This is a genomic window from Rubeoparvulum massiliense (assembly GCF_001049895.1).
GTDB lineage: Bacteria > Bacillota > Bacilli > Rubeoparvulales > Rubeoparvulaceae > Rubeoparvulum > Rubeoparvulum massiliense.
In genome coordinates this window covers 55,106-78,996 of the sequence record NZ_CVPE01000004.1, presented here as the reverse complement: position 1 = coordinate 78,996, position 23,891 = coordinate 55,106, and the positions used below count along the sequence as shown (strand labels likewise).

Below are 23,891 nucleotides of genomic sequence, written 5' to 3'. Positions count from 1 at the left end.
AATAATATGTAACTAGGCCCGTCCCTTTAACATACCCTTCCAGTACATGGCTGGCAAGAGATAACGCTTGAGTAAATACATGCTGAGCCGTTCTTTCGCTTGATTGAAGGGGAAGGATTCCTTTGGTTGCATGCTATAATCAAATTCGATGAGCATAAGTCGACCATAGCCAGTTACAAGTGGGCAAGAGCCATAGCCTTCATATTGAGTGGTAATAGGTTGTCCCTTCATGGCGTTAAGCAGATTAGCGACGACAACAGGCGCTTGCTTTCTTACTGCAGCACCATTCTTCGTAGGTGTACCTGTATTAATTACGTCACCAAGGCTGAAGATGTTGGCATAACGTGTATGTTGAAGTGTGTGCTTATCCACTTCCACCAATCCAGAAGCATCAACCAGTGGACTCTCCTTAATAAAGTCGGGAGCGCTCATGGGTGGTGTAACGTGAATCATCTCATAGGAAACCGTTTCCGTTTCACCCGTTGTGAGATTTTCAAAGATAGCTTTCTTTTCATTGCCAATGATTTCGATTAGATTATACTGGAATTTTCGCTGGATGCCTCTCCGTTCAATCATCTCGTTGATAGCATCTTCATATTTTTTGACTGGAAAAATTTTGCCTGCAGGTGTGTAGAAGCTAATATTGACCTTATCCCGAAGGTTATGCTTGCGAAGATAATCTTCTGTCAGATACATAATCTTCTGTGGTGCTCCACCACATTTAATGGGAGTAGTCGGTTGGGTAAAGATCACATTACCGCCTTTAATATTTTGAAGGGCTTGCCATGTGCTATCTACCGTATCGTAGGAATAGTTAGAGACAACGCCATTTTTCCCTATGGATTCTTTAAGTCCTTTGATACCATCCCAATTCAACTTGATTCCAGGAGCTACGACTAAGTACTCGTAGTTTACCTTGGTTTGACGATCGGTCATCACATAGTTCTCTTCTGGTGCAAATGAGGTAACCGCCTCTTGAATCCAATGAACACCCTTTGGAATGACGGATTTTTCGGTATGGACTGTCTTTTCTTTCGGCATGACTCCAGCGCCAACCAGCGTCCATAATGGTTGATAGTAGTGATTCTCTGCTGGATCGATCACCGCGATTTGCTGTGGTGACATTTTTCGTGCCAACTGAGCAGCTACGGTAATCCCTGCAGTTCCTCCACCTACAATGACCACCTTGAATGTTTGTTCAGACATGCTATCACTCCCCCAAGTAATCTCTCATTCTTTAAATCTTTGTAACAATGTTGTCAATTCTATTGTAAACGTTTACCCCGCGGGGTACAAGCAAAAGTTATCAATTTCGACAAAAAATATTACATAATTAGACACACTTAGGGTCTATTCTAAGCTCTGCTTTGTTCAAGGAGGTGAAGTAAGCGGTCAATATGGTTCAATACTTGCTTAGATGCCTGATCTAATAAGGCTAGTTGCTTTTCTGCATCCTGCATGTCCCTGCGTGCGTAGGCTTCAGCAGCTTGCTTCGCATATTGATGAACCTGATGATGAGGTTCATCAAGTAATTGATAATCCTCGTAGGTACTTAGCCGTTTGCTGGTACTTGCATCGAAGTACCATTTTCCTAAGCGACACTCTTTATGGGAGAGTACATCTTCTGGACGTACTTGTTCAAAGCCAAGAAGCATATTATAAATACGCCACTTCCACAGGATATGATCGGTCTTCGATAATAAAAGCATGGAGCGGGTGGATAGGTGAATATTCTTGGAAAATAGCATGTTTCGTAGTGCTTCGGTTAATTTTCCGAGATCATGTACGGCTACTCCAGTATTATTGCCTAACGCCTTCACTTGTTCAGATAGATCAGTGATTTGCACCATACGTTGGGCAACATCATCTACGGCTGCAGCCTGTTCTTGTGCAGAAGCAGCTGTACTTGTAGTCGCTACACTGATTCTTTCTACATCTGTAACGATCTCTTCAAGAATGGGTACTGCTTCACTAGCCTTATGGACCCCTTGCTGAATAATGTTGGTGGTGAGGTTAATGGACTCCGACATTTCCTGGGAAAATGTCTCAAGGTTATTGACATTCTTATTCACTTCCTTGAGAGATTCTACCGTATTCTCTGCCAATTTTCGAACCTCACTAGCCACTACAGCGAAGCCTCTCCCATGTTCTCCTGCTCTTGCTGCCTCAATAGATGCATTGAGAGCAAGGAGATTGGTCTGATCAGCGATTCCATGGATTAACTGAACTACATCTTGGATTCGTGAAATATCTTGTTTTAGGCGATCAAAGTGTTCAACAATCTGTTGAAAGGTTTTATCCGTCAATACAATCTCATCGAGAGCGGCAGTAATCACCATTCTTCCTTGTTCTGCTTTCTTAACAGCATCCTCGGTCCGTTCAGCTACAGACACAGCATTACTCGCCACCTCAGCGATGGAAGCGGTCATCTCTTCTGTAGAAGCAGAGATGGTCTGCGCTTCTTCACTTTGCTCCTCCATTTTTTTGAGCAAGTCTCGAATGAACATGATCTCTGCGTTTTTCTCCATAATAGAAGTGATTCCTACGGCGGTATCCTCCATCAGCTTCTCGGTGTATACTTCGATCAGAACCTCCTGTTCGATGTTCATGGCCCGTTGGAGGCTTTCCATCAGACGAAGGCAGGTATGGGGGCTCAAAGCCTTCTTGGATAAAAGCTTAATGGTGAAGAAGAAATTAAGCTGATTAAATGCGACAAGTAATTTCCCAATATGGTAATTATTTTTTCGAAGCTGATTGAAGAAGACCATCGTCTTATCCACATAGGCTTGTGTTCTTTCCTCGAAGAAGAATGTACGGATATAGGCTTCGACGGTCTCCAAAGAAGGTGGTTCATTATTTCCTGTTCTTAATTCAACGAATTGGCTGTGAAGTAGCTGGATCGCTTCATGAAAGGACTCTTCTAGATAGGCTGCCACTTCACCTAAGCGTTTAAAGTCTTCTTGTCTAAAATGGTTATACGCTAGCGTCTCTTGAAAACGGCCTTCAAATTGAAAGTCGGTTCCTTTGCGTAACAGCTCTTGCGAAGTAATTTGTGGTCTAAAAGTTCTAGTCTTCACATGGTCACCTCCATATTTGGTATTAGTTTCATCTTAGCACGAATGGGGACAATGTACCATAATGTGAAATAATTCCCTAAATGGAATGCTGTGATTTATCTTAGAATTGGTATTAATTCATGAAGAGAAAGAAACTAGCGGTTTATGTGATTATAAAGAGGAAATGATGAATCTAAACGCGTATTTAGAGGATAAGAAATTCTTTATATTGGGGGTGTAAGCATGAATGTGATCGAGGTGCATCATCTTACCAAAACATTTGGAAAATCGAGGGGAATTGAGGATGTAAGCTTTCAGGTGGAAGAGGGAGAGATCTTTGGATTTATCGGACCCAATGGTGCAGGAAAGTCCACAACGATCCGTACCTTACTCTCCTTGCTCCATCCAACCAGTGGTAGTGCAACAATCTTTGGCATGGATGTAGCGACGAAGGGCCCAGAAATTCTTAAGGAAGTAGGCTACCTCCCGTCCGAAGTCTTCTATTATGACAATATGAAGGTACTAGAACTATTAAAATATTCTGCTTCATTCTACAAAAAGAATTGCTCTGCACGGATCTATGAATTGGCGGATCTATTGCAGCTAGATTTGAAGCAAAAAATCGCTGACCTTTCCTTTGGCAATAAAAAGAAGGTGGGTATTATCCAGGGCTTATTACATGAACCGAAGCTAATTATTCTTGATGAGCCTACAAGCGGATTGGATCCGTTGATACAACAGAAATTTTTCGAGCTCTTAAAGGCGGAAAATGAAAAGGGTGTTACCATCTTCTTCTCATCACATATCTTGCGTGAGGTGCAAAAGCTCTGTGATCGGGTAGCCATTATTAAAGAAGGGAGAATCCTGAAGGTCGAGCAGATCAGCAAACTACGGGTGGATGCCTATAAGAGGATTTCCGTTGAATCACATGCTCCTGTAGATCCAGCCTATTTTACTATGGATGGGGTAAACCAGCTTGAAGTTAAGGGGTATGCTACTAGCTTTATTTTTAAAGGAAATATTAACGTGATGATCAATAAGCTTGCTAACATAGAGCTTACCAATCTGATCATCGAGGAGCCGGACCTTGAGGAAATCTTTATGCATTATTACGAGAAGGAGGATTGAGCAGAGATGAACCTCTTTCTCCATGAATTGAAGACCTATGGGAAATCCACAGGGATTTGGGTGCTCTCCTTATCATTACTCATTATTCTCTTCTTATCCTTCTTCCCTATCTATGCTGAAAATGCGGAGGTCGTAAAAACATTGTTACAAGGATTTCCCCAAGGGTTCTTGGCTGCATTTGGGGTGGATCTCCAAACCATCTTCTCTTTCTTAGGATTCTATGGATATATTTTTAGCTATATTATGCTCTGTGGAGCGATTCAAGCGATGAATCTGGGTATCTCTGTTATTTCCAAAGAAACAAGTCATCACACAGCTGACTTTCTTCTTACGAAACCCATCAGTCGTAGCAGCGTGTTAAGTGCTAAAATCGCTGCGGTTCTCATGCTACTCCTTCTCACGAACATTATCTATATTCTGGTGGCAAGTATATCCGCTCTAATTATTAGTACATCCGCATTTCAATACACTACATTTTTATTGGTATCCTTGACACTGCTCTTTGTGCAGCTGCTCTTTAGTGCCTTGGGGATCTTGATTGCTATCCTTGCTCCAAGAATTAAGTCTGTACTAATGGTCTCCATGGGAACGGTTTCTGGATTTTTTATGTTGAGTATGCTTGTTTCTGTTTTAAGAGATGAAAAGCTTCGTTATTTTTCTCCTTTTGACTATTTTAATGTGCAGTCCATAATCCAATATTCAACCTATGAAAGTACCTTTCTACTACTGGAAATCATCCTTATTACACTTATGATTACAGGAAGTTACCTACTCTTCAGTAAGAAAGATATTCATTCAGCCTAAGGGAGGTGGAATGATGAATATTGTGATGAGAGAAATGAAGGCCAACCTAAGATCATTAATCTTCTGGTCCGTAGGGATGGTTCTTATGGTACTGATCAGTATGGGGAAGTATGCAGCCATGCCCATCTCAGGGCAAGCGATCAATGAATTCGTCTCGCAAATTCCAAAAGCACTTCAGGTCGTGATGGGCGTTGGTGTTTTTGATTTATCCAAAGCCAGTGGCTTTTATGGTGTTCTATACCAGTACCTGCTCTTAATCGCCACCATCCATAGTGTGATGCTGGGTGCTAGCATGATTGCGAAGGAAGAGCTGGATAAAACCGCCGAGTTTCTCTTTACTAAACCAGTTTCACGAGCAAGAGTGCTTCGCTTCAAGCTTGTGGCAGCATTTCTGAATCTGGTGATTTTGAATGGGGTAACGCTGCTTTCTTCCATCCTGATCTGTAATCAAGTGGCAGGAGATGAAGATTTAACGGGGGATATTCTGATTTTAATGGGTGGACTCTTCATTCTGCAGGTGCTTTTTCTATCTTTAGGAGCAGTGCTTGCAGCTATCTCTAAAAATCCTAAAACAGCACAAGCGATGGCAACAGTTGTATTGCTAATCACTTTTCTACTCGCAATTTTTATTGACCTCAATGCAAAGCTCGAGCCATTACAATATTTCACTCCCTTTAAATACTTCGAGGCACAGGATTTGCTAAATGGTGGAGACGGTGATCCCATCTTTGTAACGATTTCATTGGTACTCTCCACGATATTTATCGGTGCAACATTTTGGGGATATCAGCGAAGGGATCTGCATCTCTAAGTCTTTGTAGATCATAGGAATAGATCGTAGGAATGGCCCATCGCGAGTGCTAAAACAGCATGAGCGATGGGCCATTTTTAATCTGTCTATTTTTTATTTCTTATCCAATTCTATTCCTTATCTAGTTCACCTTCTGTACCTGCTACGACTACTGCAGCAGATGCATCGCCTACAATATTAACGGTTGTACGGAACATATCGAGAATCCGATCGATCCCTGCAATTAAGGCAATGCCTTCAAGTGGAATATTAACGGAGGATAAGACCATGGTTAGCATGATCAACCCTGCACCTGGTACACCAGCTGTACCAATGGATGCTAAAATCGTGGTTAAAACGACAGTGACTAACTGCATAAAGGTTAAATCTAAGCCAAAGAATTGAGCGATAAAAATGACGGCGACACCTTGATAGATGGCTGTTCCATCCATATTAATGGTTGCGCCAAGGGGTAGAACAAAGCTACTGATTTTATTAGAGACACCCAGGTTTTCCTGCGTATTTTTAATCGTAACTGGTAATGTTCCAGCACTGCTTGCTGTACTAAATGCAACGAGCGCTGCTGGCGAGATTCCTTTGAAAAAGCGGAAAGGACTCATTTTTGCAAAAGTTTTTACAGCGGTTGAATAGACAAGCACTGCATGAAGAATACATCCTAATGCAACAGCAATAATGACCTTTAGCAGTGGCATTAGTACGGAGAGGCCATACCCACCAATGATTGGTGCAACTAAACCTAAAATACCGAGAGGGGCTACTTTCATAACAATACCGGTGATTTTGTACATTACTTCAGCAAATCCTTCGAAGAAATTGTAGACAGGCTCTGCTTTTTTGCCAACAAATGTGATGGCGAGGCCAACAAAGAGGGCGAAGAAAATAATCTGTAGGATATTCCCTTCTGCGAGTGCTGCGAAAGGATTGGTAGGAACAATGTTAAGGAATGTATCAAGAATACTTGTTGGTTCAGTGACCGTTAGGTCTTGATGCTCCATGGTAAGATCGACACCCTTACCAGGTGAAATTAAGAAAGCAACAGCAAGTCCTATGATAATGGCGACACCAGTGGTTAATAAATAATATGAAATAGTTTTAATGCCGATTCTCCCAAGCTGCTTCGGGTCACCAATGCTTCCTACACCTACAACTAGTGTAGTAAAAACCAGTGGTGCAATAATAAATTTGATGAGGCGTAAAAAGAGGTCGCCTAGAGGCTTTAGCACTGCGACTGAATTACCAAAAATGACACCAAGGATAATTGCTAGAATAAATGCAATTAAGATTTGGGTTAGTAAGTTACCCCTTATTTTCATCATATCCCTCCTATTTCTTAGTTGGTAAACGCTTACAAAGTTGCTTAGGCTAAGAATCATAAAAATCTTGATGCCTGTAAAGTTTGCTGATTCCACGGGAATGAAACCATGTTCACTATTATCATTAGTATACGGGTCAAAACGCGCGTATAGCAATACTAGAAAAAGGGAATAAATCAGCACAAATGTCCAAAATATGGAACATTCAATCTATTTCTATGTGGCATAATCGCTTGAAATTCCTAAGGATTGCCCCCTTCAATTGCCTAAAGGATCTTGATTACAGGATGTAAAATGCGAATTTGATAAAATATCGAAAAATCATCGATAAAAGGGGAAAAGAGGAAGTTTTCCACTAAATAATGAGACTTTATCCCTAAGATAAGCAAAGTAGGGGTACCCTATCACTTTATAACACAAATTAGTAATAATTATGGTAACACGAATAAATAGAAGTGTGTTATCATAAAATTTGAATAAGATGTGTAATGAAATGGAATATAGAAGATGGGGTGGATCTGGATGCATATGGCAGATGCCTTACTTTCACCAGCTGTTGGTGGAGCCATGTGGGTTGCTACTGCAGGGATTGCAGCCTATTCAATTAAGAAGATTGAGCATGAGATGGATGAAAAAAAGATCCCTTTAATGGGTGTGATGGGTGCATTTATTTTTGCTGCCCAGATGATTAATTTTGCCATTCCAGGTACAGGCTCCAGTGGACACCTTGGTGGAGGAATGTTACTCGCTGCTCTCTTAGGACCCTATGCTGGTTTTCTAACCATGGCCGCCATCCTTACCATCCAAGCACTCTTCTTTGCTGACGGTGGACTCTTGGCATTGGGGAGTAACATCTTTAATCTTGGGTTTTATACATGTTTTCTTGTCTATCCCCTGATCTTTAAGCCTCTTGTTCGGAAGGGCTATACAAAGGGACGTTTATTTTGGGGCTCATTGATCTCCGCGGTGATTGCGCTTCAATTAGGTGCCTTCAGTGTTGTACTAGAAACTTTTTTCTCTGGTAAAACAGAGCTTCCATTTGGAACCTTTCTGATGCTGATGCAACCAATTCACTTAGCCATTGGTGTAGTAGAGGGTCTTGTTACAGCTACGGTGCTTACCTTTGTCTGGCAAGCACGTCCAGAGATTATTGAGCACGCAGCTACAGGAAAAGTGCTTCATGGCATTTCCATTAAAAGGGTATTTGTGACATTAGCGGTGGTTACATTGTTTACTGGCGGGGTTCTCTCTTGGTTTGCCTCTAGCAATCCTGATGGCTTAGAATGGTCCATGCTTAAGACAGCAGGTACCGATGAATTAGAAGCAACCAGTGAGCTACATCAGTCATTATCTAAGATTCAAGAAAAAACAGCAATTCTACCTGACTATGGTTTTAAATCATCAGAAGGTATCGTAGAAGAGAGTAACGAAGATGGGGAGAGCATCGCTGCTGTGAGCAGTGGAACCAGTTTATCTGGCGTAGTTGGTGGAGTGTTAACGCTACTTTTAGCAGTAGCAATGGGGCTCGTCCTTCGCCTTGTAAAGCGGAGAAAGAAAGCAACTCATTCGATATCAATGTAACTGAGGCGGGGCAGCTGACCCCGCCAAAATTCTATTATAAGGTATGATGAATGATGGCAAACATTCATGAATCGATTTATAAAATGCGCTTCTTGGATGAGATGGCTGATCAACGGACGAAGATTCATCAGATCCATCCGTTAAGCAAGCTACTGGTTACACTTACCTATATCTTTGTGGTGATCTCGTTTAGTAAGTATGAGATTAGTCAGCTACTCCCCTTTCTCTTTTATCCAATTCTCCTCTTTGCCTTGGCAGAGATCCCTGTCATCCCTATGCTGAAACGTCTGCTGGTAGCAGTACCCTTTGTCATTGGGATTGGGATCTTTAATCCCATCTTTGATCGAAATGTTGTACTACTCGTGGGGGATCTTCCCATTACAGGAGGATGGATCTCCTTTCTTTCATTAATTATCAAATGTGGGCTGACGGTCTTGGCAGCACTACTACTCCTCGCTACCACCGGGATGGATCGTCTCGCCTTGGCGCTGCGGATGGTCAAGGTTCCGAAAATCTTTGTCCTCCAGCTTCTGCTAACCTACCGCTATATTACAGTTCTAATCGAGGAAGCTGGTCGCATTTATCATGCTTACATGCTACGAGCTCCTGGACAAAAAGGGATTCAACTTAAAGTATGGGGTTCATTAGCAGGACAATTACTCTTGCGAACATATGAGCGAGCCATGCGTGTCTATCAGGCCATGGTATTACGAGGATTTCAGGGTGAGTATCATCCTGGAGGAACTAAGGGATTGAATCATCAGGATTTGATTTATATGGTGAGTTGGATCTTATTCTTTTTCCTAGCTAGACTTTATGATCTTCCTGCCCTGATCGGTGCAGTGATTATAGGGGTGATTAAATGAGTCATCATTACGTCGAATTGAAGAAGTTATACTATACCTATCCTGATGGTAATCAAGCGATTCATGGCATCAACCTGATGATTCATCATGGGGAAGCAGTGGCGATCGTCGGTGCCAATGGTGCAGGGAAATCTACATTATTGAAGCTACTGGTAGGTATTTTAATACCTAGCCAAGGCGAAATCAGTGTGGGAGGAACCAGCGTTACGAAGAAAACCCTGCCCTATATTCGCCAGCATATTGGCTTTACCTTTCAAGACCCCGATGATCAGCTTTTTATGAATACAGTCTATGATGATGTGGCTTTTGGCCCACGTAATTATGGCGTGGACGAGCCAGAGGTGGAGCAGCGTGTCTTAAGAGCCCTAGAAATAGTAGGAGCTGTTCACTTAAAAGATCGGGCGCCATATAAGCTATCTGGTGGAGAGAAACGAGCGGTGGCTATCGCAGCGGTGCTCACCATGGAACCAGATATATTGGTAATGGATGAACCTTCTGCTGCGTTGGATCCCCAGGCGCGTCGTCGCTTAATCAGGTTACTTCAAGGGTTTTCTCACACCAAAATCATTACCACTCATGATCTAGACATGGTCCTCGATCTGTGTGAAAGAACCATTATCGTTAAGGATGGTAGGATCGTTGCTGATGGTCCATCCTTAGAAATCTTGTCTAATGAGGAATTACTGGAGGCCTGTGGTCTTGAGAAACCCCTACGGATGCAGGGCTGCCCCATCTGTAACAGAAAGGAGGAGCACCTCACATGACCATTCGTTCTATCCATCATGTTTGCATTCAGACCAGTCAGTATGAGGAATCCTTAGCTTTTTACACCGAGGGCTTAGGGTTCAAAATTGTGAAGGAGACACCTAACTTTCATGGGCGTGCATATAATACATGGCTCCAACTCGATTCAATCTACATTGAGCTGCAGACGGCGAAGGCAGGAGAGGCTCTGGAAGCGTGGAGCTCTAAGCAGCAGGGAATGGTTCATCTCTGCTTTGTCGTGGATGATTTGCAGGGGGAGTATAGACGGCTCAAAGCATTAGGCTACTCATTCAAGCAAAAAAATGGCGAGGCAATCTATCTGGTTGAGGATGGATATCTTTGCAAGGTGAAGGCGCCAGAGGGAACAGAGATCGAGTTACGTGAAAATGGGATACTTGCATAGCATATCGATCAATAATATAAGTTGACGACCAGCTTACCAATGAATCAGAGAAACTGGTCGTCATAGGGACTCGTATGGAGTACATCAGCTTGCATCGTTTCTCTCCAAAATTAAAAAGTCATTAAAGAACACATCCTTTCAAAATCGTGAGGACTTAGCACAAGAGCTAACAATTCGTTTAATTGAAATTACGAAACGATAAGCTCTTGATTCAATACCTGGATTTTTTGAGTTCTTAGAAAGAGAGAAAAAAAGTTGACCTTGAAGGAAATGAAGGATACCATCTATAATGGAACTACTTCAATGTACTTGGAAAGGAGCCTAAATTTGACAACACTAAAACGCTGGTTGCAGATCAAATGGGTGGGCTCATCGCTAAAAATCGCTTTTTCATTATTGGTGATCGGCTTTATTTTCCATCATGGGAAACATGAACTTGCATCCATCTCCTTTCGAGAATCCTTCCATGTGATGTGGAGTTTACCTTCATACAGCCTAGTTTTGAGCATTATTCTAGGCTTGTTTGCTGTGTCCACCATGTTTTATTATGATTATTTACTCGCTCGTTCATTAAAGCTACATTTCCCCTTGGGTAAGGTATTTCGCGTTTCTTGGATGGCCAATACCTTAAATGGTGTGATGGGCTTCGGAGGAATTATAGGTGCAGGGCTACGGATGTACATCTATCGAGATGGGACAAAGCATCAAAAAAAGCTTGTGCAGGGTATTGGTTGGATGGCATTGGCCATGTTAAGTGGACTCTCCTTTAGTTCCATCTTTGTTTTACTGAATATATTTCCTGTTCGGGCACTACTTGAGGCGAAGCCTTGGTTGTTGATGATCGAAATTGGGGTACTCTGCTTTTTAGTGGCATATCTTCTGATCGCATATTATAAAGGAAAAGAAGTGGCCTCCTTCGCCATTACGGTAAAGTATACCATTGTCTCTATCATGGAATGGTTCTCTGCAGCGACGGTAGCCTACTTTGCACTCTATCTTATCAATGGTGAGGCACCATTATTAACGGTATATGGAGTCTTCTTTGTGTCTGCGGCAGCAGGCTTGCTTAGTATGGTACCTGGAGGCTTGGGAACCTTTGATCTTACCTATCTTATTGGTTTAGGAACCGTTGGTATTCAACCAGAAATCGTCCTCAGCAGTCTCATGCTTTACCGGGCTGTTTATTATGGAATCCCCTTTATAATTGGGATTCTTTTGGCCACTTATGAATTGATGGTACGCTTCTATGCAAAATTAAAGGATCAACCCCTATTTGAACAGGGATTAGAAAAATCACGCTCCTTCATTAATAGAAGAAAAGGTATGAGAAGAAAGCTTTCTCTTATTGTAATGATGACATTGACCGTAATCTGTAGTATTACATCACTTGTTTATGGGCTCATGCCTAATTCAGGTGAGGAGATGTCCATCTGTGCGCATTTTCCATCATGGGTCAGACTTGGCTTAGACGCACTTTTAGTAGCACTCTCCATCATCTTAGTGATGAATTCCAAAGGAATCTTTTATGGGAGTAAACGTTCACGCCATGCCGTTCTCTATACCATCCTATTGGTAATACCCATCGTTCTTCTTGAGGGAGGTAAAGCATTCTCTCTAATCTGGTTTATTGGTTTAACGCTCTTACTTCTTGTGTCAAAAAGTAAATTTACGCGGGTACGTAGAACCATTACTGCGCAAAGAATTGTGCAAGGAACACTACTGCTCATGTTAATCTACTATATTTACTATGTCTTTATTCGCCCCTTGATTGAGATCCAGCACGGCTTAGTGGAAGCTCTACCTTATAAAGAAATTGCTATGGTCTATCTTCTCAGCCTAGGTTTCTTTTTCGTAGTTTATTCCCTTCTTTACTATACATTTAAAAGGATTAACTATAGCATGAAGCGTTTGTCGCAATGATATGTAATTTTGCATGATTTCACACTTGCAATGTTATTATTTCTATATTAGAATAGTTATAAATGAACGATGTTCATAATGTTAGATCGACATCTTAGAGGAGGTAATAACATTGAGCAAATTATATAAGACCACATTCTTCTATCTGATCTTAGGCTTAGTAGCAGGTGTATTTTACAGGGAGTTTACCAAGATCAATAGCTTTCAGGGAATTACTGAGTTAGGTGTGCTTCATACCCATCTGCTTCTATTAGGCTTTTTCTTCTTTATGCTAGCAACGCTACTGGCAGCGCAATTTAAGATCACAGAAGTACGTGGCTTCAATGCGTGGTACATTATTTACAATATCGGTGTTCTCTTTACAGTTGGGATGATGGTCTGGATTGGAATGAATCAGGTTACAGGTGCAACCATGACTGGTCTCAACCATATGGCTGGTTCCGCCCACGTAGTACTTAGTGCATCGCTGGTCTGGTTTATGGTGATTCTAGGTAAAGCGATGAAAAACAAACAGCAGGTAGCTTAAGCCATCACCAAGAACCATATACTTAAGTAGTCACCATGAAATAGGGGTGACTACTTTTTTTAATCGAAAAGATTGATGATGAATCGAATGTAATATGATACCATACTATTATTCAATTCATCATATAGGAGGATCTTGAATGGTTGAGTTTCTTGAACAGTATTACGTGTTTATCATTTTTGCCGTTCTGGCTTTGCTCGTGTTAAAAATGGTAACCAAGCTCGTGATGGCGATTATTATCATTGTGGTTGGCTTCGCCATTACCTTTTATGCCTATGACGAGTATATCAAGCCTACAGCTGAGGATGTGTTTGCTTACTATCAATCGGAATTACATATGAATGAGAGTATCGTGAATGCCACAAAGAATGCCTATCATGTGGTGAAGGAGCACGCAGACAAAATTAAAATTGAAAAGGATGGTTTCCGCTTTACGGGGAAAAATATCTCAGGGAAGGTGGGCTCTGAGCAAGGCCTTTATCTGGATATCACAGCAGATAAAAGTGATCCAGAGAGCTTGAAGACCTTCTTTACGATCATCAAAACCCTTGATTCATCTCCAGAGCTTCAGGATGGCGTGACGAAGCTACTTCAGTCTACCACAGATGCGAGAGCGGAGCTCCCCCAAGGTTTTATCGAAGTGAAGGGGAATGATATACGGGTCTATCGACAATTTAAATAGGAAAAAACGGGTACAGGCCAAATGAAACAGCTATTGGCTCACCCGTTTTTTCATTTCCTGACAATATTGAATCGCCTTTTTTGTGGAGGAGATGAGATCGAGATCACCCTTCTGTTTACGTATGGAAAGGGCTAGTTGAAAGTAAAAACGTGCTGTAACCACATCACCTTGATCAAGGCGACACTTACCATAGTGTTGATAAAGAAAATCACGATAGAGCTCCAACGATGGATTATTATCTAATGTATCGATTAACTCCTGAAAGAGTTGATTGGCCTTATGATAATCTTCTTTCCAATGATAGGTATGGGCAAGGCGTAGTTGATTCGCAAACATCGTCTTAAGTTCATTACTCTGCTCACAGGATTGGATCGCCTTGGTGAGGAAGGCTTCACTCTCACTAGGGTTGTTTAAAATGCGGGAATAGACACCGATTAGACCGCATAAGCGAATATACTGTTCATGTTTGGTACACATGGAGAGTTGTTCCTTCAAGAATTGAACACCACTACTCATTTCATCATAAGATACAGGCCTCTCTCGGAGAGAGGCATCAAAGTAATAGGTCATATTAAAAGGTATCTCTTCCACCTTCAACTTGCTTCGCTCCCTTCCATCTCATTATTCCATGATGTATCCTATGGATCTGCGGTTCAACCATATCTGTAATTATAAACCATTTATTGTTTCAATCGTATATAAATAATGCAAACAATTCAAGAAGATCCTTTGCCTATTTTTTGTCCATCATGCACCCTAAGGCGATTGCCCCAATAGGATGGATTAAAACGAGAAAAAGGGGCGATTTTGCATGTGGAATCAATGCCAATTACCAGGGCATTTTGCCATGGAAGTTCAGAATCCGCTTTTGGCACCACCTGAGCTACAAGCTGCTTCTCCTGAAGCAGTTAGTGAAGCGATGTTTATCCAGCGTTCTCTATCCGAAAATCAATTCTGGTTACGAATCATGAAGGAACACGCGTATTTTCTTGGCGAAGGCTTTAATCGAAAGGACAAAACATTGATTCAAGAGACAGAGCGATTTTTTCATTACTTCGAACAGCAGGAGCGACGAGCCCATCAAACTCCTGCCAATGTTCAACTTGTACGGAAATTAAATGAAGATAGCATCCAATTGGTATATGGTTTCCGTAATTTTAAGCGAAATCTGCTAATCCTGATTGTTAATTGCAAAATTTTAGGCTTCAATTTCCCTTTGTTGGTGGATCATATTGCTCGTGAAGCGGAGTACTTTATGGGTACCTTACAAAAATTAAATCAGGGTATCCTTGATCCGATTCAAGATGCGATCATTCAAGAGAATGTATTCTGGCTCCGAATCATGATGGAGCATTCACGCTTTATTTCAGCTTTACTGGATCAATCAGAGCGTAATTTGGTGATTACCGCTCGCAAATTTGGCGATGATTTTGAAGTGCTATTGAATCAAGCGCGGGATGTAGAATCGATGCTACTGCATAAAAAACCCACCTACCCCATCATTGGAAAGATGAATAAGGATAGCGAGAGCGCTACGGAGGAGTTACGAGATTTTAAGAAAACAGGGCTTGAACTGATTAAGACCTGTCAGATTCGCAATGTGATCGATCCCTTGCTAGCTGACCATGTGGTACGGGAGGCAGAGCATTTTCTCTATATGATTCATGTGTTAGAGGAAAGGCTAGAACAGAAGATGAAGGGAGAAATGTAACACAATGAAGGTGACGATTCAACAGCCAGACTATCTCCCTGGGTTGAGCTTTTTTGATCGTATGGATCAGGTGGATCTCATTGTTTTAGATGATGATGCTCACCAAAATAGAAGAGGTGGGAATCATCGTGGGATGATTAAAAGAGCTTCAAGTGTATTACCTTTAAACGTTCCCATCAGTCCAAGCAATCAAACCTTACGTAATACCTACATTGATAATCGGAAAAGCTGGCGGGAGCAGCATTGGAAGAGTATTGAATCCTCCTATGGCAAAGCAAAATATTGGTCGAAGTATCAAGGCGTCGTCCATTCTATTTATCAACATGAATGGACTTTTCTTTCCGATCTCAATATTCATGTGATTTTTATCCTGAAAGAAGCTTTTAGCATCCAAACATCTATTCTTGTTGCTTCAGAAATGGATCAAGCCTTTGGCCAAGGTAGTGAGCGTATTCATAAGCTCTGTGGACATCTCGGTGCGAAGAGGTTTCTCTCGAAAGAGGGTGAGCGCGTGGATATTAAAGCCCTTCAGGGGCAAGGCATTACACTGATACAACAAAAATATTCTCATCCTGAATATCCGCAGCTAGGGGGAAGCTTCCTTCCCCGTCTATCTGCGCTGGATCTTCTCTTTAATTGTGGTCCAGATTCTTTAGAGATAATCCGTAAGGGTAGAGAGTAAGCTCAATTCGTCAGCTTAGGTGGATCAACAAGCGGTAATGCATCACCTGCATAAGATAATTGTAGGTGATGGATATGGGAGAATACAAGATTCAGGTCATTGATTTACCTTTTATGCGGAAGCACATGGAGAGGATAATGCAGATTGCAGCGGAGACCCCAGATGAATGCTGGGCTGAATCACAATTTCTTATGGAACTTCCTGGAAAGTGGAAGTATTCCTTAGCATTACTTCATCGAGGTCAGGTTATCGGTTATCTATTAGCATCCGATAAAGAGGTGTTAAACTCCATTCATATCCACAAGCTGATCGTGGATTACCAGTTTCGCTCTCTGAGATTGGGAGAGAAACTTATGCAGACATTTTGTCAAAAGGTCATGGAAGCTCAGATCCCGAAAATCACCCTAAAAGTAGCGCAAATCAATAGTGGTGCCATTCGTTTCTACATCAGAATGAAGTTTCAACATATTGGTGAAGAAGGGGCATGGTTTTGGATGGCACGGGAGATGGGAGATCAACGGAGAAAGTAACTGGGGGTGAGACGCTTGATCGTTGCCATACATCAACCTAATTATCTCCCGTGGATTGGCTTCTTCGACAAGATGGATCGGGTGGATTATTTTGTTCTCTTAGATCAGGCACAATTTTCTCGTTCAAGTGTGACACATCGCAATCGAATCAAAACTCCGCAAGGCTCATTACTTCTAACTGTGCCTATTCAGAACAATGGCAATCCATCCATTCGTCAGACGATGATTGCAGCTGATCCGAAGTGGCGCCATAAACATTGGCACCAGATTGTAGCGAATTATCGGAGAGCACCATATTGGAATTTGTATGGTGAGCTTCTTGAAGAAATCTATACACAGCAGTGGCATTCCTTAGCTCAGCTTAATATTCGGCTTATACAGGCCATTAAAGAGACGCTTTCAATTCATACACCGTTAATACTGGAATCAGAGTTAAAAGTTGAGGGAGTCGGGGGGAATTACCGTAATCTTAATATTTGCGAAAGGTTAAATGCCACAATCTATTTATCAGGGGATGGTGCGAGGGTATATAATGATGAACAGTTGTATCGAGAAAGGGGGCTAGAGTTGAGATATCATCAATTTCAACACCCTGTCTATCGTCAATTATGGGGGGAATTCATACCGCAGCTATCCATAATCGATTTACTCTTCAACTGTGGACCCGCATCATTGGAGATCATCCGCCAAGCACGGACGTCTTGAACCACTCATGGCTAAAGCCACGAGTGTTCTCGACTATTCCATAAAGAGGTGAGGTGAAGTCATGTGAATACACATTTTACAAAGCAACACTACTGTGAGATCCTTGAAGAGTTACAACGATTAAACTTCCCGTTTCTGATATATGATGAGCTTGACCAAGATAGCTTGTGGGAACAGGAACGGCAAGTTATTTTGCGCCATGATATTGATTTAAGTATTTCTTATGCACATCAGATGGCAGAATTGGAGGAGAAACTTAATATTCGCTCAACCTACTTTGTTTGGCTAACTTCACCATTCTATAATGTCCTCTCTTCGGCCTCGCGTACCCTTCTAAAAGAGATCAAAGGCATGGGGCATCAACTCGGTCTTCATTTTGATGCTTCTCCCTTTCAGGAGTCTAATGAGCTGGTAGATCAAATTATTCATGAATCTAAGATTCTATCGCAAATCATCGATTCTCCCGTCCAAATCTATTCCTTCCATCGTCCCTCTAACACGTTATTGAATCAACAGATTCAGATTCCAGGTTATCTCAATGCATATGATCAACGATTCTTTACAGAGTATAAGTATTTATCCGATTCCAATCATCATTGGCGTGAAGGATGTGCGTGCCAGCATCTGCATCATGAGAAGAAGCTGAACCTTTTAATTCATCCGATCTGGTGGATTTCAAAAGAGTCAATCTCGCCTCAAATTAAGCTAGAACTCTACCAACGCGATGTGGTGAAGTATACCAAGGAAGAATTGGCTAATAATATTCAAGGCTATCAGAACATCTTAACCAAGCTGAATTGGCTTGGATAATGGCCGTTTCTAATAACTTTCACTTTCATAGTATAGAGAGAAAACAGTGAGAGGTGTGATCGCTATGCGCGTTCTTTTTTTTACGAGTCATCCTGTACTCTCTCTATTACTACCAGAGGGATTCCGTGATGCAGGACATGAGGTGATGGTGTCAGGTCCAATCACATGGGATAGTATACCCGTCATGATCCAACAATTTCAGCCGGATCTCGTCTTTACCATGGGCTGGGGACCTGAACAAACGCAAGAGAAGCAAGAATGGATTCGGCACTTCGTAACAGAATATCGAATCCCTCATGCCTATTGGTCTGTGGAAGACCCACGGCATACCTATACCTTCGTTCTACCATTAATCAGTCGAATGCAGCCGGACTTTATCTTTAGCATCTGCTCTGATATGGTAGAGTACTTTAAGATTCTGAGTTTAAAAGCAGCATATCTTGATTTTGCGTATCAACCCAGTGTGAACTATCCCGAATGGGATGAACGGTATCGCTGTAATATCGCAGTTGTGGCGAGCTCCTTTATAGATGAACTCCACATGTATCGCGATAGCTATCGGCTTGAATCGATCCGGATCCTACTCTCCCCATTAATTAGAGCAGGCATCCGTGTGGACTTCTGGGGTGAGGGCTGGGAGCGGATGGAACCTTATATGGGGGTTACCATTCCGCCAGAATGGATTCATGGTTCAGTCCCTTATACAGAGACGAGAAAAATTTATCATACTGCTTGTATTACCATCGGTTTACAGTCATTTATTGATCAGCTGACACATCGGACCTTTGAAATATTAGCATCAGGCGGATTTCTACTCACATCAGATACACAAGCGGTTCGAAAGTATTTTCAGCCAGGGAAAGATCTTGTCATATCCCAATATGAAACGGGTACCATCGATGTGGTTCGTTACTATTTGGAACAGTTTACGTCTCAGCGTGAGGATATTCGCGCTCAGGGGATGAAGACGGTGGCCAAGCATACCTATCAGCAACGGGCAGAGGAAGCGATTGCCACATTGATTGAGCATAAGATTATCCCTGCTCATTTGGCATAATAGCATAATAAAAAGAGGGTAGGAACAGGATCCTACCCTTCATTTGTAATGCTATTTTGGAATTTATGATTCTCTTTCTTGTAAATCGTGAATGATACTTAAGGATTCGAGGATAGATTTACCCCAACCAGAGGCACCAAGGAATGAGATGTTCCAATCACAGATGATTCCTGCCCAGTCATTAGTAGCATCCTGGATCGGCATGTATTCTTGGTATACCTCGAGGTCATTGAGGATCTCGATGAGATTCTCAGAAAGCATTTCTAATTCTGGACTTGAGGAAAGTGGATCGCGATCCTCAGCAAACAGATACTCCCAGTGAGCGGCATGTGTTGCCATTTTACAGTAATCTGGATTTCCATCTGGTAGTTTGGAACCTGCATCATATAAGGCATTTAAGAGTTGGTCAAGCTGCTTCAATGAATGCTTAATGGGTGTGGTCTTTGCTCCTTCCATGACCTTGCGAAGCTGCTCAATTAAGCCAATAAATGAATTAATCTTTGCAAGATGGCTCTGTGTATCCCCCTTGACAGATTGTACTTCAGCCTGGTGAATCTCCGATGCATTTCCCGATTCATCAATATGCTTCACTATGACCCACCTCCGAATTGAATAAGAACGTGATGCGATCATCTATATATGTCTATCCTAAAGTATAGCAGTCATTTTTCATAAAAATATCACGATCTATCGACAAATGCATTGGAAATATGAAAGTGGTTTGTTGTTGCTTCAATATAAGTTCAGGGGGCTATTTTTTACTTGGAGCAGTCTTTTTGCTCCTTCAGCAGGGGATCGTGAATCGGAGTTTTATAACCCTAGTAGATTTTTAAGTTGCTGGAGATTTTTCTTATTGTTCCACACTTCTGTGATGAAGAGCTGTTGTCCCGTTGCTAGTTCCCCTAGGCTTGTCTTCATGGAATTGAACTGCCTATCCATCAGCTCGAAGCACTTATCCACTTCATTGAATCGTAGGTCGATCTGTTCGAAGCGCTTATCCACTTCATTGAATCGTAGGTCGATCTGTTCGAAGCGCTTATCCACTTCATTGAATCGTAGGTCGATCTGTTCGAAGCGCTTATCCACTTCATTGAATCGTAGGTCGATTTGTTCGAAGCGCTTGTCTACTTCATCGAAGCGCTGATCGATCTGTTCAAATTTCACTCTGGTTTCATCGCGGTGTTCTGTTAAATGGTCTGCCAATTCTTTGATTGCCTGAAGAATCATTTCATTGCTCACTGCATTCATCGTTATTCTCCCTCCTATTCGCTTTAGAAATTGTTGGTCTGATCTCAGCATGCACCTATAATTAAGCCTACTATATCATGCTCTTTCTTCGAATGTATAGTGAAATATCTACCTAATTCATTAGAAAATAATGAAAAAAGGATTGGACTCAAGACATCTTCTCCATGCGAATAGTGCTTCCTACATATATACTTAATTGGTATGATATACATGTTATCTCAGCAACAGAAAGAATGAAGCAATGGGATGAGGAGTGTGTTCGAAGCACATGGATTGGATTCTCCAAAATAAGTGGTTCTTCTTCATTTCGGGTGAGATTATCTTTTGGCTGAGTATTTTAGGTTTTCTCATCGGCAGATACTGGTTCGGTTGGCGACGAGGTAGCTGGGCTTTTCTACTTATCTTTATCTTGAGTGATCTTTGGCTTTTTTTACTAGGATGGTTTGATTTCCGTAATACAGGAAAAATCGAAACCTTTCAGATTATTATCGTGATTGTGCTTATCTATGCTGTTACCAGTGGTCGCAAGGATATTCAACGCTTAGACCGTTGGGTAGCACGGCGGTTGGCAATATGGCGAGGTGAACCGATTCCAACCTTTGCCATGAAGAAGGAAGCGGACTATGGGATCATCTATGCAATGAAAAATGGTAAGAATTTTTTAGTTCATCTTGGATTATATGTAACGATTATGCTCATTCTGTATACTCAGCTTGGACTGATGGATGAGCAAGCAATTTCGGATACCTATACAGGTCCCATCTGGTTTCGGTATCTTCAGGCTGGACTCTTTCCCCATGAGCAGGCGCAGCAGGTGGCACAGCTATGGACGTTTATCCTGGGTATTGATGCCATTATCACCATCTCTTATTTCATCTGGCCGAAAAAGCGAAAAACTGCGTAGTGTTACTTGAATATACAGAAAAGGTATAATATACTAATTTTGAAGTGATACTGCAGAGGGAACATTGTGTAGAGAAAGGGTGAAACCATAATGAGCATTCAATGGGGTACATTTACTTATTCTGTGTTGAGTATCGGTTTAATCGTTTTACTCTTTGCCATTATGACCATGACTGTTATTTTACTGGTTCGTAAATTGAAGAGTAGGTAAAATGAACGTGCGACTTCAGTGACATAATTAGAAAAGTAAGCTAGAATAATATTATCAACCTTGAAGGAGGCATCTAGATTAGACGATGGATATCCGATAGTTTTTTGCAAAATAATTTCAAAGCAAAAAACACTTTGCTTTACAGCAGAGAATCGGGATACGTCTGTCTTTTTTGAATGCCATTGATAAGTGGAACAGTGTGAAAAAAGGAATTGGTATACACCATATTAGGGTGTACTATTCTATTCTTTTTTGTCCAGTGAAAACACAGGCGATGGATTCCCTGTGTTTTTTGTTTTGACAACAAAGAAGGAGTGAACAATATGCCAATTCTAAAAGTGGATAACTTAAGAATCGAACGGAGTGGGCAAGAATTATTTCGCGGGGCTACATTTGAGATCAACGATAAAGAACGGGTGGCACTCATCGGTGAAAATGGTGTGGGCAAGACCACCTTATTGCGGAGCTTGCTGGGTACACTGCCGATTGCAGAGGGATACATTCAGTTTGGGATCCATCGAGATGAGGTGGGCTGGATGCTACAAGAAGTGGAATCATCTAAGCGCTTATCTACTCGCCAATGGGTGGAACAGCATCATGAGGTGTTAGCCCGCTTACGAAGAGAGTTGCAATCGTACGAAGCAGCATTACAGCATCAAGGAACTGACCCACTGGTACTAGATGGCTATAGTCGTGTGATTCAAGCCTATACAGAACACAGTGGGTATGAGTGGGAGGTGCAGGTGGAAAAAATACTGCATCAGCTGGGACTCACCTCTGAACTTTGGGACGTTCCATTTCATAGCCTGAGCGGTGGTCAGAAAACGCGGGCAAAGCTAGCGAAAGTGATGATGGGTCAGCCTCGGCTCCTCATATTGGATGAACCGACGAATCATTTAGACTTGGAAACGATTGAATGGCTACAAGGCTGGCTACAGCGCTATTCAGGCAGTGTACTATTTGTGTCCCATGAACGGGAATTTATTGATCAGGTAGCAACCGTGACGTATGAATTAACGAAGAGCGGGATGAAAAGGTATCCAGGAGGTTACCAAGCTTATCAGGTGCAAAAGGAGCAGGAGCTTAAGAGCCTTCAAGCATTGTATGATAAGCAGGAACAGGAGCGTAAACAGCTGATCCAAGTGATCCAAACCTATAAAAACTGGTATCAGCAGGCCAATGCAGCCGCAAGCGTCCGTGATCCATATGCACAAAAGAAGGCCTCTAAGCGTGCTGCCACCTTCAAAGCTAAGGAAAAAGCGCTGGAACGTCTGGAAAAACAGAGCATTGAAAGACCAGCAGAATCAAATACAATCCAGGTTCAGTTTGCTGCCAGTGATTTTGCAGGGAGGAGATTACTAGAGCTTCGTCATGTGGATTTTTCCTATGAGGTTGCTCAGAAGGATCAACCGTTCTTACGGAATATCAATCTTGTGGTTCATCGTGGCGATCGCATTGCGGTGATTGGGAAAAATGGCTCAGGTAAGTCGACGCTGTTAAAGCTCATGTCGGGAGAGCTGGCGCCGTTACGAGGTGAGGTAGTGAGGAATCCTCAACTCAAAATCGGATATTTCTTTCAAGAACTGGAGAACCTCCATCCTGAGCGATCTATCATAGAGGAGCTTCTCGTCATACCTCAGATGACGCAAGCGGAGGCCCGTACCATTCTTGCATGCTTTCTCTTTCGGAAAGAGAGTGTCATGAAAAAAATTAAGGAACTGAGTATGGGTGAAAAATGTCGTGTTGCTTTTGTGAAGCTCTATTTCTCTGATGCGAATTTGTTGATACTGGATGAGCCGACGAATTATCTAGATATTATGACACGAGAACGGATTGAAGATGCCCTTCTTACTTATCCTGGTACGGTGGTGATCGTATCCCATGATCCTTACCTACTACGAAAAGTAGCCAATCAGGTGGTGACCATTGAAGCGGGACAAATAGCGATTTATCCTGGAGATTACAAAGAATGGGTGGGGCATATGGAGCGCTCTTCCGAGCAGCAAGCCATCCGTAATCAACAGCATGTCTTGGAACTAGAGTTACTAACTTTACTTAGTGCAGACAATACCCAGGATGGGGAGATGCAAAACACACACATGCAGCGGATCAAGGAGCTTAAGCAGCAGATCAATATGCTAAAGAAAAGAGAATATGATCTACAGATAAAAAGGTAAAA

24 protein-coding genes are annotated in these 23,891 nt (G+C 42.0%); 18 read left to right on the top strand and 6 right to left on the bottom strand.

Annotation, left to right across the window (positions count from 1 at the left end):
• Window positions 1–12: 12 nt before the first annotated feature.
• Window positions 13–1,206, bottom strand: a complete 1,194-nt coding sequence (locus BN1691_RS02975) for an NAD(P)/FAD-dependent oxidoreductase (RefSeq protein WP_048600767.1) — start codon at window positions 1,204–1,206, stop codon at window positions 13–15.
• A gap of 149 nt (window positions 1,207–1,355) precedes the next feature.
• Entirely contained in the window at window positions 1,356–3,077 is a 1,722-nt protein-coding gene (locus BN1691_RS02970; RefSeq protein ID WP_048600766.1) for a globin-coupled sensor protein, read from the bottom strand.
• A gap of 222 nt (window positions 3,078–3,299) precedes the next feature.
• On the opposite strand from BN1691_RS02970, the gene BN1691_RS02965 reads away from it, so the two are divergent.
• Genes BN1691_RS02965 through BN1691_RS02955 form a run of 3 tightly spaced genes read left to right on the top strand, consistent with a single transcriptional unit; the run spans window position 3,300 to window position 5,799 of the window.
• The gene (locus BN1691_RS02965; RefSeq protein WP_048600765.1) at window positions 3,300–4,184 is read left to right on the top strand and encodes an ABC transporter ATP-binding protein; all 885 of its coding nucleotides are present in this window, start codon (window positions 3,300–3,302) and stop codon (window positions 4,182–4,184) included.
• 6 nt (window positions 4,185–4,190) lie between these two features.
• Entirely contained in the window at window positions 4,191–4,988 is a 798-nt protein-coding gene (locus BN1691_RS02960) for an ABC transporter permease (protein ID WP_048600764.1), read from the top strand.
• Window positions 4,989–5,001: 13 nt separating this feature from the next.
• Window positions 5,002–5,799, top strand: a complete 798-nt coding sequence (locus BN1691_RS02955; RefSeq protein ID WP_048600763.1) for an ABC transporter permease subunit — start codon at window positions 5,002–5,004, stop codon at window positions 5,797–5,799.
• 110 nt (window positions 5,800–5,909) lie between these two features.
• Here the strand turns inward: BN1691_RS02955 and BN1691_RS02950 are convergent, their stop codons facing one another.
• Complete coding sequence (locus BN1691_RS02950; RefSeq protein WP_147545601.1) at window positions 5,910–7,112, bottom strand: dicarboxylate/amino acid:cation symporter; 1,203 nt, start codon at window positions 7,110–7,112, stop codon at window positions 5,910–5,912.
• Between the two features lie 522 nt (window positions 7,113–7,634).
• Between BN1691_RS02950 and BN1691_RS02945 the strand changes: the two genes are divergently transcribed.
• The 7 genes from BN1691_RS02945 to BN1691_RS02915 all read left to right on the top strand — a co-directional run bounded on the left by BN1691_RS02945 (window position 7,635) and on the right by BN1691_RS02915 (window position 13,855).
• The gene (locus tag BN1691_RS02945; RefSeq protein ID WP_048600761.1) at window positions 7,635–8,693 is read left to right on the top strand and encodes an energy-coupling factor ABC transporter permease; all 1,059 of its coding nucleotides are present in this window, start codon (window positions 7,635–7,637) and stop codon (window positions 8,691–8,693) included.
• Window positions 8,694–8,746: 53 nt separating this feature from the next.
• Window positions 8,747–9,559, top strand: a complete 813-nt coding sequence (gene cbiQ / locus BN1691_RS02940) for a cobalt ECF transporter T component CbiQ (RefSeq protein ID WP_048600760.1) — start codon at window positions 8,747–8,749, stop codon at window positions 9,557–9,559.
• A complete protein-coding gene (locus BN1691_RS02935; RefSeq protein ID WP_048600759.1) occupies window positions 9,556–10,323 on the top strand; it encodes an energy-coupling factor ABC transporter ATP-binding protein in 768 nt (255 codons plus the stop codon). Before cbiQ ends, BN1691_RS02935 begins: the two co-directional genes overlap by 4 nt.
• Complete coding sequence (locus BN1691_RS02930; protein WP_048600758.1) at window positions 10,320–10,727, top strand: VOC family protein; 408 nt, start codon at window positions 10,320–10,322, stop codon at window positions 10,725–10,727. The genes BN1691_RS02935 and BN1691_RS02930 overlap by 4 nt, the downstream gene beginning before the upstream one ends.
• Window positions 10,728–11,054: 327 nt before the next feature.
• Window positions 11,055–12,647 (top strand): lysylphosphatidylglycerol synthase domain-containing protein, encoded by a 1,593-nt coding sequence (locus BN1691_RS02925; RefSeq protein WP_187116848.1) that lies wholly within the window; start codon window positions 11,055–11,057, stop codon window positions 12,645–12,647.
• Window positions 12,648–12,759: 112 nt separating this feature from the next.
• Window positions 12,760–13,173, top strand: coding sequence for a DUF2871 domain-containing protein (locus BN1691_RS02920; RefSeq protein ID WP_048600756.1), 414 nt, complete (start codon window positions 12,760–12,762; stop codon window positions 13,171–13,173).
• Window positions 13,174–13,312: 139 nt separating this feature from the next.
• Window positions 13,313–13,855 (top strand): hypothetical protein, encoded by a 543-nt coding sequence (locus BN1691_RS02915; RefSeq protein WP_048600755.1) that lies wholly within the window; start codon window positions 13,313–13,315, stop codon window positions 13,853–13,855.
• Between the two features lie 30 nt (window positions 13,856–13,885).
• On the opposite strand, the gene BN1691_RS02910 is transcribed toward BN1691_RS02915, so the two are convergent.
• Entirely contained in the window at window positions 13,886–14,425 is a 540-nt protein-coding gene (locus BN1691_RS02910; RefSeq protein ID WP_048601163.1) for a hypothetical protein, read from the bottom strand.
• 241 nt (window positions 14,426–14,666) lie between these two features.
• On the opposite strand from BN1691_RS02910, the gene BN1691_RS02905 reads away from it, so the two are divergent.
• From BN1691_RS02905 to BN1691_RS02880, 6 genes are all read left to right on the top strand, one after another.
• The gene (locus BN1691_RS02905) at window positions 14,667–15,566 is read left to right on the top strand and encodes a DUF2935 domain-containing protein (protein ID WP_048600754.1); all 900 of its coding nucleotides are present in this window, start codon (window positions 14,667–14,669) and stop codon (window positions 15,564–15,566) included.
• Window positions 15,567–15,570: 4 nt separating this feature from the next.
• Window positions 15,571–16,248, top strand: coding sequence for a WbqC family protein (locus tag BN1691_RS02900; RefSeq protein ID WP_048600753.1), 678 nt, complete (start codon window positions 15,571–15,573; stop codon window positions 16,246–16,248).
• A gap of 125 nt (window positions 16,249–16,373) precedes the next feature.
• Window positions 16,374–16,778 carry a GNAT family N-acetyltransferase gene (locus tag BN1691_RS02895; RefSeq protein WP_187116847.1) on the top strand — a complete coding sequence of 135 codons (405 nt, stop codon included), beginning with the start codon at window positions 16,374–16,376 and terminating at the stop codon, window positions 16,776–16,778.
• A gap of 15 nt (window positions 16,779–16,793) precedes the next feature.
• Window positions 16,794–17,483, top strand: coding sequence for a WbqC family protein (locus tag BN1691_RS02890; RefSeq protein WP_048600751.1), 690 nt, complete (start codon window positions 16,794–16,796; stop codon window positions 17,481–17,483).
• A gap of 63 nt (window positions 17,484–17,546) precedes the next feature.
• The gene (locus tag BN1691_RS02885; protein ID WP_048600750.1) at window positions 17,547–18,293 is read left to right on the top strand and encodes a polysaccharide deacetylase family protein; all 747 of its coding nucleotides are present in this window, start codon (window positions 17,547–17,549) and stop codon (window positions 18,291–18,293) included.
• A 64-nt stretch (window positions 18,294–18,357) separates the two neighbouring features.
• Window positions 18,358–19,350: a CgeB family protein gene (locus tag BN1691_RS02880; protein ID WP_048600749.1), complete on the top strand. Its 993-nt coding sequence runs from the start codon at window positions 18,358–18,360 to the stop codon at window positions 19,348–19,350.
• A 63-nt stretch (window positions 19,351–19,413) separates the two neighbouring features.
• Here BN1691_RS02880 and BN1691_RS02875 read toward each other — a convergent pair whose 3' ends face one another.
• Together BN1691_RS02875 and BN1691_RS13830 are read right to left on the bottom strand one after the other, a co-directional pair.
• Window positions 19,414–19,941, bottom strand: coding sequence for a hypothetical protein (locus BN1691_RS02875; protein ID WP_048600748.1), 528 nt, complete (start codon window positions 19,939–19,941; stop codon window positions 19,414–19,416).
• 219 nt (window positions 19,942–20,160) lie between these two features.
• Window positions 20,161–20,598, bottom strand: coding sequence for a hypothetical protein (locus BN1691_RS13830; protein ID WP_053083690.1), 438 nt, complete (start codon window positions 20,596–20,598; stop codon window positions 20,161–20,163).
• Between the two features lie 268 nt (window positions 20,599–20,866).
• Between BN1691_RS13830 and BN1691_RS02865 the strand changes: the two genes are divergently transcribed.
• Both BN1691_RS02865 and abc-f read left to right on the top strand, forming a co-directional pair.
• A complete protein-coding gene (locus tag BN1691_RS02865) occupies window positions 20,867–21,502 on the top strand; it encodes a hypothetical protein (RefSeq protein WP_048600747.1) in 636 nt (211 codons plus the stop codon).
• Between the two features lie 533 nt (window positions 21,503–22,035).
• Window positions 22,036–23,889 carry a ribosomal protection-like ABC-F family protein gene (gene abc-f, locus BN1691_RS02860; protein ID WP_048600746.1) on the top strand — a complete coding sequence of 618 codons (1,854 nt, stop codon included), beginning with the start codon at window positions 22,036–22,038 and terminating at the stop codon, window positions 23,887–23,889.
• The last annotated feature ends 2 nt before the right edge of the window (window positions 23,890–23,891 follow it).